The 14932-nt window shown below is 55.5% G+C and carries 12 protein-coding genes; 4 read left to right on the top strand and 8 right to left on the bottom strand.

What is annotated here, in order from left to right:
• The first annotated feature begins 9 nt into the window (after nt 1–9).
• Nucleotides 10–1935, top strand: coding sequence for a DNA topoisomerase III (locus HZS81_RS11995; protein ID WP_179930800.1), 1926 nt, complete (start codon nt 10–12; stop codon nt 1933–1935).
• Between the two features lie 2 nt (nt 1936–1937).
• Here HZS81_RS11995 and HZS81_RS11990 read toward each other — a convergent pair whose 3' ends face one another.
• The 4 genes from HZS81_RS11990 to HZS81_RS11975 form a co-directional block, all read right to left on the bottom strand.
• On the bottom strand, nt 1938–2453 hold the full coding sequence (locus HZS81_RS11990) for an MgtC/SapB family protein (RefSeq protein ID WP_179930799.1): 516 nt from the start codon (nt 2451–2453) through the stop codon (nt 1938–1940).
• A gap of 70 nt (nt 2454–2523) precedes the next feature.
• Nucleotides 2524–3813, bottom strand: coding sequence for a cation:proton antiporter (locus HZS81_RS11985; protein WP_179930798.1), 1290 nt, complete (start codon nt 3811–3813; stop codon nt 2524–2526).
• Between the two features lie 102 nt (nt 3814–3915).
• Complete coding sequence (locus tag HZS81_RS11980; RefSeq protein WP_179930797.1) at nt 3916–4506, bottom strand: O-methyltransferase; 591 nt, start codon at nt 4504–4506, stop codon at nt 3916–3918.
• 35 nt (nt 4507–4541) lie between these two features.
• Nucleotides 4542–5168, bottom strand: coding sequence for a LysE family translocator (locus tag HZS81_RS11975; RefSeq protein WP_179930796.1), 627 nt, complete (start codon nt 5166–5168; stop codon nt 4542–4544).
• Nucleotides 5169–5398: 230 nt separating this feature from the next.
• On the opposite strand from HZS81_RS11975, the gene glaH reads away from it, so the two are divergent.
• Nucleotides 5399–6361: a glutarate dioxygenase GlaH gene (glaH, locus tag HZS81_RS11970; RefSeq protein WP_179930795.1), complete on the top strand. Its 963-nt coding sequence runs from the start codon at nt 5399–5401 to the stop codon at nt 6359–6361.
• Nucleotides 6362–6425: 64 nt separating this feature from the next.
• On the top strand, nt 6426–7634 hold the full coding sequence (gene lhgO, locus HZS81_RS11965) for an L-2-hydroxyglutarate oxidase (RefSeq protein WP_179930794.1): 1209 nt from the start codon (nt 6426–6428) through the stop codon (nt 7632–7634).
• 110 nt (nt 7635–7744) lie between these two features.
• Here lhgO and HZS81_RS11960 read toward each other — a convergent pair whose 3' ends face one another.
• The 3 genes from HZS81_RS11960 to HZS81_RS11950 form a co-directional block, all read right to left on the bottom strand.
• On the bottom strand, nt 7745–8662 hold the full coding sequence (locus HZS81_RS11960) for an extracellular catalytic domain type 1 short-chain-length polyhydroxyalkanoate depolymerase (RefSeq protein WP_179930793.1): 918 nt from the start codon (nt 8660–8662) through the stop codon (nt 7745–7747).
• Between the two features lie 331 nt (nt 8663–8993).
• Nucleotides 8994–11405, bottom strand: a complete 2412-nt coding sequence (locus HZS81_RS11955) for a sensor domain-containing protein (RefSeq protein ID WP_179930792.1) — start codon at nt 11403–11405, stop codon at nt 8994–8996.
• Nucleotides 11406–12185: 780 nt separating this feature from the next.
• Entirely contained in the window at nt 12186–13343 is a 1158-nt protein-coding gene (locus tag HZS81_RS11950) for an endonuclease/exonuclease/phosphatase family protein (protein ID WP_179930791.1), read from the bottom strand.
• A 207-nt stretch (nt 13344–13550) separates the two neighbouring features.
• Between HZS81_RS11950 and HZS81_RS11945 the strand changes: the two genes are divergently transcribed.
• Nucleotides 13551–14588, top strand: a complete 1038-nt coding sequence (locus tag HZS81_RS11945; RefSeq protein WP_179930790.1) for a sodium:calcium antiporter — start codon at nt 13551–13553, stop codon at nt 14586–14588.
• Nucleotides 14589–14633: 45 nt separating this feature from the next.
• On the opposite strand, the gene HZS81_RS11940 is transcribed toward HZS81_RS11945, so the two are convergent.
• Nucleotides 14634–14858: a ChaB family protein gene (locus HZS81_RS11940; RefSeq protein ID WP_179930789.1), complete on the bottom strand. Its 225-nt coding sequence runs from the start codon at nt 14856–14858 to the stop codon at nt 14634–14636.
• Between the last annotated feature and the right edge of the window lie 74 nt (nt 14859–14932).

Below are 14932 nucleotides of genomic sequence, written 5' to 3'. Positions count from 1 at the left end.
AAAGCCCGCATGCGCTTGATTATTGCCGAAAAACCCAGTCTTGCCCGGGCGATCGCCGAGGCACTCCCCGGCAGCGCCAAACGCCAGGACGGCGCGATTATCTGCGGCGACACCACAGTAACCTGGTGTTTGGGTCACCTATTAGAACAGGCCGCCCCGGAAGCCTACGACCCCGCCGATAAACAGTGGCGGCTGGATCGGCTACCCATTGTGCCCCAACAGTGGAAACTGATGCCGCGACCCAAAGCGCGGGGCCAGCTAGCCGTGATTCGTAAGCTAATCAAACAAGCCACGGACGTTGTACACGCGGGCGACCCTGATCGCGAAGGCCAACTGCTGGTGCAGGAAGTGATTGAGCACCTCAAATACCGCGGCCCGGTGCAGCGGCTATTGATTAGCGACCTTAACCGTCCGGCGGTAAGCCGAGCACTTGCCGCCCTGCGCTCCAACGCGGATTTTCAGCCGCTGTACCAGGCAGCTCAGGCCCGCGCCCGCGCCGATTGGCTGTACGGTATCAACCTTACCCGCGCCTGGACCCTCACCGGCCGCCAGGCAGGCCACGATGGCGTGCTGTCCGTTGGCCGCGTGCAAACACCGGTGCTGGGTCTGATCGTGCGCCGCGACAACGCCATCCGCGACTTTGTACCCCATCCGTTCTACCCGCTATGGGTGGATCTCAAAGTGGCAAAGGGCCAGCTGCGCGCCTGGTGGGCGCCGAAAGAACATCAGCCGCTGGACGACCAGGGGCGACTAATCGACCGCGCCCCTGCTGACGCGCTGGCGGCGCAGCTTCCCGGTGCGTCTGGGCAGCTGACACAACTGGACCAGCAGGAAAAACGCCAGGCGCCGCCGCTTCCCTACTCGCTCTCTGCACTGCAGGTAGACGCCGCACGCCGCCATGGGCTTTCCGCGCAGATGGTGCTGGATATTTGCCAGCGCCTTTACGAGCAGCACAAGCTGATTACCTATCCGCGTTCAGACTGCCGCTACCTGCCCGAAGAACACCTCCCGCTTGCCCAGCGCAGCTTGACCGGCGCCTGCCAAAACGACGACACCCTGCGCCAGTGGCTCAACGGTGCTGACTTCTCCCTGCGCTCCAAGGCGTGGAACGACAAGCAGGTGGGCGCGCACCACGCCATTGCCCCCAGCGGCAAACCTGTGGATTTCGGCCAGCTGTCCACCACCGAAGGGCATGTATTTCGACTGATCGTGCGCAACGTGATGGCGCAGTTTTACCGCCCGCTGCGCACCTTTGAAGTGAAGGCAGAATTCACCCTGATGGACGAGGCTTTCCGCGCCCGCGGCCAGAGCATTCTCGACCCCGGCTGGAAGCCGCTTTTCACCACCCGCGAAGAGACACCACCACTGCCGCCGCTGACGCAAGGAGAAGCCTGCCAGGCGCTCGGCGCAGGCGTTGAGGAGAAAGAAACCCGCCCGCCGGAGCCCTTCACCGACGCCAGCCTGATCAAGGCGATGATGAACATCGGCCGCTACGTGGATGACCCAGAAGTGCGCCGCACCCTGCGCGACACCGACGGCCTAGGCACCGAGGCCACCCGCGCCGGCATTATCGAAACCCTGGTACAGCGCGGCTACCTGGTACGCAAGCAAAAAGCCCTGCGCGCCACGCAACTCGGCAGTGCACTCATTGCCGCCCTGCCCCGTGCCGTGAGCACGCCGGAACGCACCGCCCTATGGGAGCAGCGCCTGCGCGCGATTGCCGAACAGCAGGATAATGCGAACGCCTTTCAGCAGGCGTTACTGGATGATTTACGCGGCCTGCTTACCCATAGCGACGCGGCCAAGCTAAGGCAGAGCTTGCAGACCGCACAGGGTGAAGCCGGTGCTCCCGCGAAACGTGCGGGCAAGACAAGAAAGCGCTATAGCAACAAGAAAAGCAGTGGTAGCAGAGGAAAAACAACGGCCAAGCCATAAGCTCAAGTATCCGGACTATCGTCATTTGCCTCTGAGCGTGCCGATTTTTTCTTGTTTATTGGGCGTGAAAAGAAAGGCACCACGTAAAGTACTATCCAGGCCAGCACCGTACACAGAACCGCTGTCTGCTCGCGCCCCAGGCCAACGGCTATTCCAATGGCAGCCGTCAACCAAACGCCCGCCGCCGTAGTGAGCCCTGAAGCACCTCGTTCATCTTTACGGGTGATGATAGTACCAGCACACAAAAAGCCAATGCCGGCAATAACGCCTTGAATGACGCGACTCATTTCCGAGTCTGAAATACCCGCTTGCTGGGGAATTAATACAAATAAAGCAGCGCCCATGCAAACCAGCATGTGCGTCCGTATTCCGGCAGCTTTGCCGCTCTGCTCTCGCTCGAGACCCAGCAGGCCACCGAGAAAGGCAGCAAGTAGCAACCTAACAACCACAATGACGAATTCACTTAAGTCATTAAAATCAGAAAACTCGGAGACTATGATGTTACCGACCGCTTCCATCTTTTCGCTCCTTTAGGTGCCCAAGCTAAAAGTCCCCGTTGGCAAAGACAAACCGGGACTCTGTCCTCTCCTAGGACGACCACCATTTTGACATCATCGGCTTGACGGTGAGCCCGTGGATAATGATTGAGAGTACGATAACCACCAGCGTAATGTGGATGAATTCCAGGGCCAGCTCTTCCGGCAGACCATAGACGATCGCGAACATCAGGTAATAGATCGAACCGATACCGCGCACGCCGAACCAGCCCACCAGCATCTGCAGCCGAACCGGTGTGCCTGAGCCAAGCAGGCCCAGGAATACGCTAATAGGGCGAACAATGACAAAAAGGAACAACGCCAGACCGACGGCCCTGAAACTCCACGAATCCAGAAACAGCATACCCCCCAGTAGCATGACGAGCACCAGCTCGGACAGCCGTTCAAGTGATTCCTTAAACAACAGCGAACCTTCAGCCACTTGCGTGCCGTGCTGTGGCGTCGATTCTTCGGGGAGAACCTGAATAGCCGGGGCCGATGACGGCTCTTCACCAGGCGCGTGAATACTCGCCAGCTTGCGTTCCGATTGACGCAACGAAATGGCGGCGGCAAACACAGCCAGAAACCCCCAGGCATCGAGTAACAGGCAGATCCCATACACCATGCCGATCAAACCTAAGCCGAGAAAGTCATCCAGTAAGGGGCCCTCGCTAATCAGGAAGCGTTGCTTCCACACTAGCTGCGCCAATAAGCGCCCCATCAAAACCCCGACCACAAGCGCGGCTACCGTCGACCACAAAACATCTTTCAGCACCCAGGTTCCAAGCAGTTCAAAACTGACCGGCGCACTAAGCATAGCAAGCCCCAGCATGACAAACGGAAAAGCGCTACCGTCATTCATGCCTGCTTCACTGGTCAGGGTGAAACGCAAAGGATCTTTATCACCCATGTGTCGAACCTGTACGTCGGTGGCCAACACCGGATCGGTGGGCGCTAGAATGGCGCCCAGCACAACAGCCGCCCCCAACGGCAAGGCCAACACGTAATAACCGAAGGCAGCAGTCAGGGCGACACTGATCGTCATCGAGAGAAACGCGAGCCGTACCGGCGCATGCCATTCCCGCCATCTGAACGGCAAAGGCATTTTCATTCCAGCGATAAACAGAGACACCAAAACCGCAATTTCAGCGAGCACTTCCAGCAAATGCGCCTGTTTCAGCGGATTAAAATGAAACGCCCCCAAAATCGACGGGCCAAGGGTTATGCCAATGGCCAAATAAACAATCGATGGCGTCAGTCGCAGGCGTTGAAAAAAGGGAGAACGCAACCCCATCATGATCAACAGGGTTCCGATCAATACAAACCAGGCGGCGTTGGTCAAAGGGATTCTTCCGAAAGGAATAGAGTGGCAGTGTGACCTATGAAGGCAGTCCGGTCACGAACACAATTCGTTCCATTCTAGTTGATAAATGAGTCCATGCTGCTAGCGGGCACCCCTAGTTGCCAGGAATTGGCCATTGCCGACTGGCACAGTACACGTCGTGAAATCAGCATCTGCCGACACCAGCGCCATAAAAGGTGCCATTTCGCTAGTATGAGACGTGGCATTATCAACCACGAGCAGACCACCCTTTCGCAGCACACGTTTGAGAGTGGGCCACCACTGCACGTATTCAGAGCGTTTCGAATCAAGAAAGACAAGATCAAAACTGGCATCCGACATGCTTTCAAGATGACCCCTCGCCTCCCCTTGACGCTGGGTGATAAATTCAGCGAGACCAGAACGCTCAAAATTATTAGCGGCTAGTTCAAGCTTGAACTCAGATTGCTCAATCGTCGTAACGTGCCCGCCAATCTTGCTTGCTGCCTGGCCAAGCCACAACGTCGAATAGCCGTTTGAGGTACCAATCTCAAGCACACGCCGCGCATTGGTTGCCATAATAAGTACCAGGAGAAATTCCCCGGTATCCCGGGTGATATTCAGCATACGGCGCGGGCGGTCAGTAATGGCAGCATCGTTTTCCTGGCCAAATTGCTCTAACTCGCTTAGCAGCGCTTGAAACGATTCACTCATCTTTTCCATATAGAGCATAAACTTGTTATCCGAGCTTAAACGGGCCGCTTGGCAAGCAGTGCCCATACACCCGCCGAAGAAAGTAATGTTCCACCCACTACGTTGAAGCGGCGCTGCGCGCGACGCGAAGCAAGCATCTGGCGCACCGACGTCGCAAACACCGCATAGAGCATGGCATTGAGCGTTGCCAACACCACGAACGTGACCGCAAGAATCCAGAGTTGCTGCCCCGCATCGGCATCTGGGCTGACGAATTGCGGTAAAAAAGCCACGAAGAAGATGATGCCCTTCGGGTTGAGTGCCGTCACGAGGTAGGTATTGGTGAAAAGCTTCCACCGCGACCCCGACATGGTCGGAGTCACTGGCTGAGCTGATGATATACCGGCACGCAAAAGCCGTATGCCCATATACAGCAGGTACAAACCGCCTATCCATTTGATGACGGTGAACCAAAAGGCCGAGGTTGCCAAAACGGCGCCCAGGCCGAGCAGAGAAAAGACTAGCGCCGTTGAATCCCCCAAGGCGACCGCAGCGACAAGTGGAATATTGGCACGTTTTCCTTGGGCGATGGAGTAACTGACCACCGTCAAGATCGTCGGCCCAGGGATAGCGAGCAACGCTACGGATGCGAGAGCAAAGGCAAACCAAATTTCGATAGACATAGGGACGTACCTCAAAAGTCGTTAATACCAAATTAGCATAAGCTTTACGACGGTTGGAGTGCTTCGCTAGCGGTTTAATTTGATTTCCCTGTCCGAGCCATCGAGAAGCGGCTTCTCATAGAATTCACAAAAATTTTATCTATATTATTAGATAACGTTGACGAATTTATAAAATATAGATATTTTCTGAGTGCGGGTTCTTTTATTCTTTTGCTCCAGAGAGGTGTCCAATGAACGCTCCAGCCAATATCCACTCACAGCAGCATCATGGCTTCACCCTTGGCCGCTCGCCGCAGTCGGATCGCTTACTGCAACTTAGCTTTCCAAAAGAGACGGTGAATGCGTTTCTTGACGCCGTGTCGGAATGGCCGGTTCAGGCGCTGGAATACAAGTCTTTTCTGCGCTTTCGGGTGGCCAAGATTCTGGATGATTTGTGCCAAAACACCTTGCAGCCGTTGCTGATCGATACCATGGTGGACCGAGAGACGGGGGCTTTTCTGGTCACACCCGAGGGGCTGGATCAAGTTGAGCAAGCAGACGACATGGTGATGTTCGCCACGGCGGTGTCTCACCTAATGGGCCGCTCTAACTTCGATGCCATGAGTGGTCAGTACTACGCGCGCTTTGTGGTCAAAAACGTCGATAATTCAGATAGCTATCTGCGTCAGCCGCACCGTGTCATGGAGCTGCATAACGACGGTACCTTCGTAGAGCAGGACACTGACTACGTATTGATGATGAAAATCGACGAACAGAACATGCAAGGTGGCAACTCGCTATTGTTGCACCTCGACGACTGGGAGGGGTTAGACACCTTTTACCCGCACCCACTGGCGCGTCGTGACATGCGCTGGACCGCACCGCCGAGTAAAAACGTGGATCGCGATATCTACCATCCGGTATTTGATGTGGATACAGAGGGACGCCCCATCATGTCTTATATCGACCAGTTCGTGCAGCCCAAGAATTTCGAGGAAGGTAACTGGCTAGCCAACCTTTCCGATTCGTTGGAAGGTAGTAAACACCGGCTTTCGATTCCGGTATCCATAGGCAGCTTCCTTCTCATTAACAATCACTTCTGGCTGCATGGTCGTGATCGTTTCACGCCACATCCCGACCTGCGTCGCGAGCTGATGCGTCAGCGTGGTTATTTCACTCATGCTAAAACGCTGCGTCAGCCGCGCCAGGTGTAACAAGCAAAAATAAGTCGGCCACTGCCATGACGGTGGCCTTTTCCCCTTGACCACCGAGACGCCTATGTACGACTACATTATCATCGGGGGCGGCATTCTTGGGCTGTCGACCGCCATGCAACTTATCCGAGCCTATCCTGATAAGAAGATGCTGCTGGTCGAGAAAGAGAACGGTCCTGCCCGCCACCAAACGGGCCACAACAGTGGTGTCATTCACGCTGGCGTTTACTACACGCCCGGCAGCTTAAAGGCGCGCTTCTGCCTAGAGGGAAATCATGCCACCAAGGCGTTTTGTGATGAGCATGATATTGCCTACGATGAATGCGGAAAATTGCTGGTCGCCACGAATGACCTCGAACTGCAGCGAATGCAAGCACTGTGGGAGCGCACAGAGGCCAATGGCCTGGAACGGTATTGGCTGACGGCGGAGGAACTGCACGAGCGTGAGCCTAACATCACCGGTGTAGGCGGAATCTTTGTCCCCTCTAGCGGCATCGTTAACTACGCTGAAGTCGCTACCGCTATGGGCCGTGAGTTCGAAGCCGCTGGTGGCGAGATCCGCTACGATACATCGGTGACCGGCTTAAGTGAGCGTACCAACGAGGTGGTGGTATCAACCAACCAGGGAGATTTTTCTACCTGCTTCATGGTGTCCTGCTCGGGGCTAATGGCAGACCGCGTGGTGCGCATGTTGGGTATCGAACCAGATTTCACCATCTGCCCGTTCCGTGGCGAATATTACCGTCTGCCCACGCAGTACAACCAAATTGTCAATCACTTGATCTACCCGATTCCAGACCCCTCAATGCCGTTTCTTGGCGTGCACCTAACGCGCATGATCGACGGCAGCGTGACAGTCGGCCCTAACGCGGTACTGGCTTGGAAGCGCGAAGGCTACCGCAAGACTGACGTGTCGCTATCCGATACGTTAGCTATGTTACGCCACAGCGGCATCCGCCAGGTGCTTAAGGATAATCTGCGCCCAGGGCTGACCGAGCTAAAGAACTCGCTGTACAAAAAAGGCTATCTTCAGCAGGTACGCAAGTACTGCCCGAGTTTAACGCTCGCGGATCTTGAGCCCTACCCTGCCGGCGTGCGTGCCCAGGCGGTGTCCAACGACGGTAAGCTGGTCGACGACTTTCTGTTCGTCAACACCCCACGCACGGTTAACGTATGCAACGCACCCTCACCCGCCGCCACCTCAGCGATACCCATCGGGGCGCATATCGTTGAGAAAGTGAAGCAGCAGGTTGAGCCTACCGCCTCACCTTGAGTGTCTAAGCGGTGGCGGCGGAACAACCCGGCCACCGCTCGCTCCACTGCTATTTTCACCGATTTTTTTATCTACTTTTTTCACCTACTTTTTTCACCTACTTCTGTCATCTACTTCGTAAGGCCCCAGAAATTCGCTATGTGGCGGGTCGAAGAAATGCCAACTTCCAGCATGTACTTGTCTTCTTCCCCGAGGCCTTCGTCTCCACCGGCCATGATCGGCGTGCCGTGGCCCATACCATCGATGATGTATTCTTCGATCACTTCTCGCCCGTCGTCGTTGCACCAGACCTGGCGGGGAGAACCGCTGACTTCCTCCACCCGTGTCGGCGGCCCATCAACCTTGTGGACTCTCTGCCACTGCCGGACGATGGAATCAGCGTTGGCATTGTCGACGGTCGAATCGCTACCGCCATGCCAGACCGAGATCGTTGGCCAAGGGCCACGGAATGTCGAGGCTTCGCGCACCAGCGAATCGAGCTTACTATCCGACGGGCCACCATATCCCTGCATACGAGCCATCGCCTCCATCAGGTTATCCGCGCTACGGTAGGGAAGCCCGGCGATGATCGCGCCTCCCGCGAACACTTCCGGATAGGTCGCCAGCATCACAGAGGCCATGGCGCCGCCCGAGGACAACCCCGTGATGAAGATGCGATCAGGGTCGATGCCATAATCATCAACGACCTGCTTGATCATATGACGAATCGACAATGGTTCGCCTTCGTCGCGGCGAGAATCACTGGACTTGAACCAGTTGAAGCTACTGATCGGACTGTTGGTGATTCTTTGCTCCGGATACAGCAGTGCTATCCCACATTCGTCGGCGAGTTCGGACCAGCCTGATCCGTGATCATAACTCTCAGCTGATTGGGTGCTGCCGTGCAACACAACAACGAGTGGCCCGTTCTTCACAAAGTTCTTGGGGAATTTCTTCGGTATATAGGTGTGAGCCTGCAACGACCCAGGGTCAGTGCCGAATTCTTCCAAGTCGGTTAAACGGTTGTGGCTATCTAAAGATGTCGGCATATGACCTCCTTTGCCAGCTTAATATGGCGCATGCTGCTTGCAGATAAAGACTGCGGTATCTGGAAGATTGCGCATCGAGAACAACGTCAAGTGGCTATCCTCGGTAACAGGGAAAAACACGGGACGAAGAATGAGAGACTATCGAAGACTCGGTCTACTATTGAGAAAAGCGCGCTGCACATCCCCTGCAGCGCATTGCGCAACGTCCTTGTTTAGGCATATTCCTTGCCTCGCTCACCCTTAGGATGAACTTTTAAGCACGCATTGACTGTGCGCTAGCGAACATAGCACTCCAGATGGGTCAGCTTTAATTGTCATTGACGGCCTTGACCTAGGCCCCCATGGCCTCCTGCTCTCTGTGACGTTCATTAAGAAATTCCTTCAATCGAGCCAAGGGCATAGGTCTTGCGAAATGAAAGCCCTGGAAATACGTGCATTGCTGGCGGGAAAGATAGGCGTATTGGGCATGAGTCTCGATACCTTCGGCCAGCACCTCCATCTCCATCGCTTGGGCCATAGCGATAACCCCCCGGACGATAGCGGCATCACGACGGTCGCTGATGATGTCATTGATGAAGGCCCGGTCTATCTTGACCTTGCTCACCGGCAGGTGCTTTAGATAGCTGAGACTCGAGAAGCCAGTTCCAAAGTCATCGATGGCAAGCTGGAGGCCTTTCCGGCGCAGGAACCCCAGCGTCTCAAGCGCCCAGCCAGCGCTCTCCATCAGTACACCCTCGGTGAGCTCAAGCTCGAGCAGCTCAGGTGCAAGGCCGCTTTTCTCAAGCATTTGGAGAAGATCTTGCACGAAATGGGTACGTTGGAACTGCATGGGCGAGATGTTGACCGCCATGGTGAAGTTGCCCATGCCCAGGGTATTGAGCTCTTGGGCATCACGGCAGGCGGTGGCGAGTACCCAGTCACTGATAGGAATGATCTGCCCGGTACTCTCACCAAGACCAATAAAATCAGCCGGCGATACATAGCCCCGCTCGGGATGCTGCCAGCGGATCAACGCTTCAAAGCCGGTGACCCGCTCGCTTGGACCATGAATCTGAGGCTGGTAATGAAGCTCGAATTGCTCGCTGTCGATGGCTTTTTGAAGGTCGCGGCGCAAAGAAACCTTCTCGCTTGCCTTTTGCCCGAGCTCTTGGCGGTACCAGTAAATGGCATTGTGACCCTGGCGCTTTGCCCGATACATCGCCATATCGGCCCGCTGCACCAAGATCATCGGCGAATCCAGAAGGTCCTCTTTCACGGCGACACCGATGCTTGCGGTGATGCGAAGTTCGTTTTGGTTGATGCGATAAGGCCGCGCAAGAACGGCAAGAATCTCCTCGGCCATGGATTGCACCGCTGTCGCATCCATACAGGCTGGCATTACCACCACGAACTCGTCTGCGCCGAATCGGGCCACACTGTTGCCTGGCCCGGCCTGCCGGGTTAGGCGCACGGCCACCTGCTCGAGCAGCATGTCACCGATCTGATGGCCCAGCGTATCGTTGATCGGTTTGAAGCCATCGAGATCGACGAAGAGCACCCCAAGTAGGCAGCCATCTGACGTATCAAGGGTCGCCTCTTTCAGGTGCTCTTCCAGCAGGGTGCGGTTGGGCAGCCCGGTCAGAAGATCATGGTTAGCACTGTAGGCCAGGCGCTCCTCATAGTCGCGCTGGGTGGTGATGTCGTGCTGTACACCAATGAAATGCGTGACCTGCCCTTCCTCGTCAAACACCGGTGAGATGTTCAGCTCGTTCCAAAAAAGCGTACCGTCCTTGCGGTAGTTACGAAGCACCACCTGCGTTTTTTGGCGGTCGCGGATGGCCGCACGCACCTTGGCAGTGGCTCTGGGGTCGGTGTCCGGACCCTGAAGAAAGCGGCAGTTGTGTCCCAGGACCTCCTCGCAAAGGTAACCGGTCAGCCGTTCGAACGCCGGATTGGCATAGATGATCGGTTGATCGTCCTTGCAGGCATCGGTGATGATCACGCCGTTGATGCTCGCCGCGATACTGCGTTCGAGGATGTGAAGCTGCTGCTCGGTGGACTTACGCCGACTGATGTCGCGGAAATACACCGCGAGCCCTTCACAAGACGGGTAGGCATTGACCTCCAGCCAAAGCCCAAGATCCGGGTAGCGGGCCTCGAAGGAAACGCTGACGTTGTCGTCAAATGCGCGCCGATACTCCCGCTCGAACTGAGTGCCAAGCCCCTGGGGGAAGACGTCCCAGAGAGTCACACCTTTGAGTTCACTCAAGTCGTGCTCAAGCAAGTGCTCCGCCTCAGGATTGAGATAGGTGAAGCGCCACTGGGTATCCAGCGTAAAAAAGCCGTCGGTGATGCTGTCAAGGGTGGTGATGAGGCGCTCGGCCAGGCGGTCGACCTCCTGGCGCAAACGCCGATGATGAGTGATATCTCGGGCCACCATGTGGATCAAGGACTCTTCACACAGGGCGGCATTGACCTCAAGCCAGTGCAGGTGACCCCATGAATCCTCGACCCGCACGACCAGCTCCTGCACGGGGCGATCCTCGTCCAGGCACGCCAACGCCTCTTCGACCAGAGGGCGGTCTTCGGCTACCACCAGATAGGCATAGGACTTGCCTTTCAGCGTTTCGAGCTCGTAGCCCAAAAAGCGCTTAAAGGCAGGATTGACCTGCAGAAAGTTTCCCGCCCGATCCACCCAGGCAAACAGGTCGAGAGACAAAGTGAAGAAGGGATCCTGCTCGAGCAATAAGTCAGAAATTTTCATGGCATCTCGCCGGGCAGAAAAATAGATTTTGAAGTGCTAAAGAAGGATTTAAAGGGGCATTCGAGATGCTTGGGTGACGCCCGGTCCTTCGCCTTTCATCTTGAATCAGACGCTGCCTTCCTCGCAGCCGGTTCGCAACGCGATCTGAGTGAAGCTGATACCGACAAGTGCATACGCTCTTGCTCAAATAAAATGAGAATAATGGAGTGATGAGGCTGTTTCTGTGCGTTAGCGAACACGGTATGAGCGTTGGTCCATGCACAGGGATTAGCTGTTGCCCACGTATGTCTTGGATGGCTGATTCGATATACGAACAGCCGTCACGACGGCCTACCTAAAGTGGTGAGAAAACTTCTTCACTGGCTGCGGAACTGTAGAGATATCATTGAGCCAGAGACCAACAGGACTCTGGGCATAGCCATTGGCTGAGATAGCGAACCATCTAACAATTGGAATAAGCCCCACTCTACAGAAACGTTTATGTTAAGCTGAAAAAAACTTAACTAACTCTCTTGACTTATATTAAATTAAACGGTGTACCTATCATAGCAAAGCAACAGGAAGCAACGGATCCTTCTTTTATCGCTCCGACAAAAAATGCCCCGGAGAAAGCTCCGGGGCATATTGATTCGCCGCTTGTGAGACTATGAAATGAAGTGATCGCTCACGATTCTTAAGATAACTTTATCGAAGTCAGTGGCCAAACCAGCTGCTTGTCATGAGAAAATTAGCCTATGGCACTGCGCACGCCCTGCCAGGCAATGACGGTTAAAGAGATTCTCACTTTGACTCTGCCTCCCCTTCATCCGACGAGCTAACATTGTGCTCAGTCGCGTCTTCGTCACCTTCTTCCACCATCTCCTCAGCCGCCTGCTCGTCTTCCGCTGAGGCTTCCGGCTTTCCTTGATCCTTTATAGCCTCGGTCAGCGTGGTAGAAATGCCAAAGTGGTCAGAGCCTTGTACTTTCACTCGGTCGAGGTCGATTAGGTGAAATCCGTCAGAGACGAACAGATGGTCGATGGGGTATCGCCACAATGGGTATTCCGCGTGATAGGTGCTCAGTAAACGCCGCCCACGTCTAGGGTCTTTCAGGTCCCCCAAATCGGCGAAAAGCCGAGTGGTGTCAGACCATGCGACGTCATTGAAGTCCCCGGCGATGATCCAGCGGTTGTCCGGGTCTTTTTCAATATGGCGAGCAATGAGCATGAGCTCTGCATCGCGAACGCGGCTATCTCGACGGTCATCCGTCTTCTCGTTGCTGAGGATTCTATCCTGCAGCCCAGGTGGCACCGGGTGGGCGCCGACGAACCTCACGGGTCCAATTCCCGGCACGTCGAGGGTCGCGAAGATCGAAGGCCGACGATCAGAGACTAGGTGTTTGACCTCTTGCTCCAGCAGCGGAAAACGTGACCACAGGACAAGCCCGAGACCTTCACCGCGAACCTCCCCTACCCGGTGTGCGTAATGTTCATCCAGCGGTGCCATACCCTCGGCCCAGGCGCGGTCAACCTCGATCAGCAACAGTAAATCGGGATCCTCGCGTCGGACCATGGCCAATAGCTCGGTGTAGTCGTCATTGGTGTAGGAAATATTGGCGGTCAGCACTTTTAACGTCGTCTGGTCACCATCGGGGTCCAACTCAGCGGCTGGCACCTCGGTCGTCCCAACAGGCGTGAACGGTAAGATGTGCGTTAAGTGCCATCCAGCTATCGCGAGGATCACTAGCATCAATACGGCGTGCTCTTTATGGGGTCGCTTTTGCCACGAGTGCACTCCCAGTAGCAGCACTGGCACAATCAGTGCTCCAGTCAACTGTAGCCGCGGGAAAGCCCATAGCCTGACCCACCACTGACCGCTGGGTATCAACGGCAGTATGCACAACACGGCCATGACGAGCACCAACAAACGGGTGGTCCAGAGAAGGAGTTTTAACAACATGAGGCCTCTCAACGCGGCAGTTGGCCCGAGTAATCCGGGGCATACATGCCTAGATTGCCGCAAGCATTGTGACAATTTAAGCAGATTTGTGTCTGGATTGCTGCCCGCCGCGCTAGCAACCTTCTAAGATGTGGAGCAGACACTGAAGCGCGACTACAATGGCTTTACAATCACCATATCCCGCAAAAGGCGTGAAATGGGAGGAAGATGCCTATTTTCAGTCCGGAAGAGTGGTCATTGCTGCAAAGTGTCGGTGTGTTTGCAGCCTGCGCCGTCACGATTGCGCTGGCCGGGACGCGCCTGACGCGGGTGGTGGACCAGCTCGCAGACAAAACAGGGCTCGGCGAGGCCATAGCCGGTGCTCTTCTCTTAGGCGCGGCCACATCACTTTCCGGTATCGTTCTCTCGGTTACCGCCGCGTGGAAAGGCCATCCCGAGTTAGCCATCAGTAACGCACTGGGGGGAATAGCGGTACAGACTCTCTTCCTTGCGGTAGCGGACCTGTTTTACAGAAGAGCGAATCTCGAACATGCCGCCGCCTCCGCACCGAACTTGTTGCAGAATGCCCTGCTTATTTCGCTCCTTGCCGTCATTCTTTTAGCGCCATCTCTCCCCGATTTCACTTTCTGGGGCATTAGTCCAGTAACGCCTGTTCTCTTCGCGCTTTATGTCTACGGGATCTTCCTGGTGAAAGGGGCGCGTCACACACCGATGTGGAAACCGTCTGTGACCAAAGAGACCCGCAGCGATGTTCCTGAGGATGATGCCGACACTCCTGCCCTATCTAGGCTCGTGATTGAGTTCGTGGTGTTGATGTCTGTTATGGGGCTGGCAGGTTGGACCTTAGAGCCCGCCGCAACCAACATTGCGGCTCAAACCGGCTTGGGGCAAACAGCCGTAGGGGTATTGCTGACCGCTACCAGCACCTCCCTTCCTGAGCTAGTGACATCCGTGGCTGCCGTGCGACGCGGTGCTCTGACCCTGGCCGTTGGGGGCATTATTGGTGGAAATGCATTTGATACGCTCTTTACTGCAACATCTGACATCGCCTATCGCGAGGGCTCTATCTACCACGCGGTAACCGAGGATACGATTATCTGGATCACCCTGTCGCTGTTAATGACCAGCGCCCTTATGATGGGGCTGATCCGGCGACAGGAGCAGGGTATTGCTCGGATTGGCACCGAGAGCGTCGCCATTGTGCTGATTTATGGACTTGGCGTTGTGCTGGTGCTAATCCGCTAACGGTAAGCTACTTCGGCGAGTCATTGCCGAAACAAGATTTATCCCTCAATCCCTCACCCACTTCTCGCCATCCTTGTGATACTCCTTTTTGACGGCAGACCATGCCACTTTGTGAGCGGTTTCTTCCCGATCTGAATCGCCACGGCGATCTTCCGGCTTGCGGTACTCCTCCCAGGCGGCATTAAACGCTTTCCGATAAATTTCCTGAGCGTGAGATGGCAGGTTGTTGCGTACGTTGTCGGGCAACTCTGCATTGCTGTCGTAAGGCATTTGATCAATCCTCCTAGATGATTGGGCAGCTTTTCTTCCGGCCAGCCGAAATACTCTGTTGGGGCTGTGTGCGA

Origin of the sequence: Vreelandella salicampi (assembly GCF_013415105.1) — a bacterium.
Lineage (GTDB): Bacteria > Pseudomonadota > Gammaproteobacteria > Pseudomonadales > Halomonadaceae > Vreelandella > Vreelandella salicampi.
The sequence above is the reverse complement of the archived record's forward strand: the minus strand, read 5'-3'. Positions and strand labels throughout refer to the sequence as shown.

What these genes read in the sequence shown, in the direction of transcription:
- HZS81_RS11995 (WP_179930800.1), top strand. Translation starts at nt 10, where the DNA reads ATGCGCTTGATTATTGCCGAAAAACCCAGTCTTGCCCGGGCGATCGCC.
- HZS81_RS11990 (WP_179930799.1), bottom strand. Translation starts at nt 2,453, where the DNA reads ATGGAAGCGGTCGGTAACATCATAGTCTCCGAGTTTTCTGATTTTAAT.
- HZS81_RS11980 (WP_179930797.1), bottom strand. Translation starts at nt 4,506, where the DNA reads ATGAGTGAATCGTTTCAAGCGCTGCTAAGCGAGTTAGAGCAATTTGGC.
- HZS81_RS11975 (WP_179930796.1), bottom strand. Translation starts at nt 5,168, where the DNA reads ATGTCTATCGAAATTTGGTTTGCCTTTGCTCTCGCATCCGTAGCGTTG.
- glaH (WP_179930795.1), top strand. Translation starts at nt 5,399, where the DNA reads ATGAACGCTCCAGCCAATATCCACTCACAGCAGCATCATGGCTTCACC.
- lhgO (WP_179930794.1), top strand. Translation starts at nt 6,426, where the DNA reads ATGTACGACTACATTATCATCGGGGGCGGCATTCTTGGGCTGTCGACC.
- HZS81_RS11960 (WP_179930793.1), bottom strand. Translation starts at nt 8,662, where the DNA reads ATGCCGACATCTTTAGATAGCCACAACCGTTTAACCGACTTGGAAGAA.
- HZS81_RS11955 (WP_179930792.1), bottom strand. Translation starts at nt 11,405, where the DNA reads ATGAAAATTTCTGACTTATTGCTCGAGCAGGATCCCTTCTTCACTTTG.
- HZS81_RS11950 (WP_179930791.1), bottom strand. Translation starts at nt 13,343, where the DNA reads ATGTTGTTAAAACTCCTTCTCTGGACCACCCGTTTGTTGGTGCTCGTC.
- HZS81_RS11945 (WP_179930790.1), top strand. Translation starts at nt 13,551, where the DNA reads ATGCCTATTTTCAGTCCGGAAGAGTGGTCATTGCTGCAAAGTGTCGGT.
- HZS81_RS11940 (WP_179930789.1), bottom strand. Translation starts at nt 14,858, where the DNA reads ATGCCTTACGACAGCAATGCAGAGTTGCCCGACAACGTACGCAACAAC.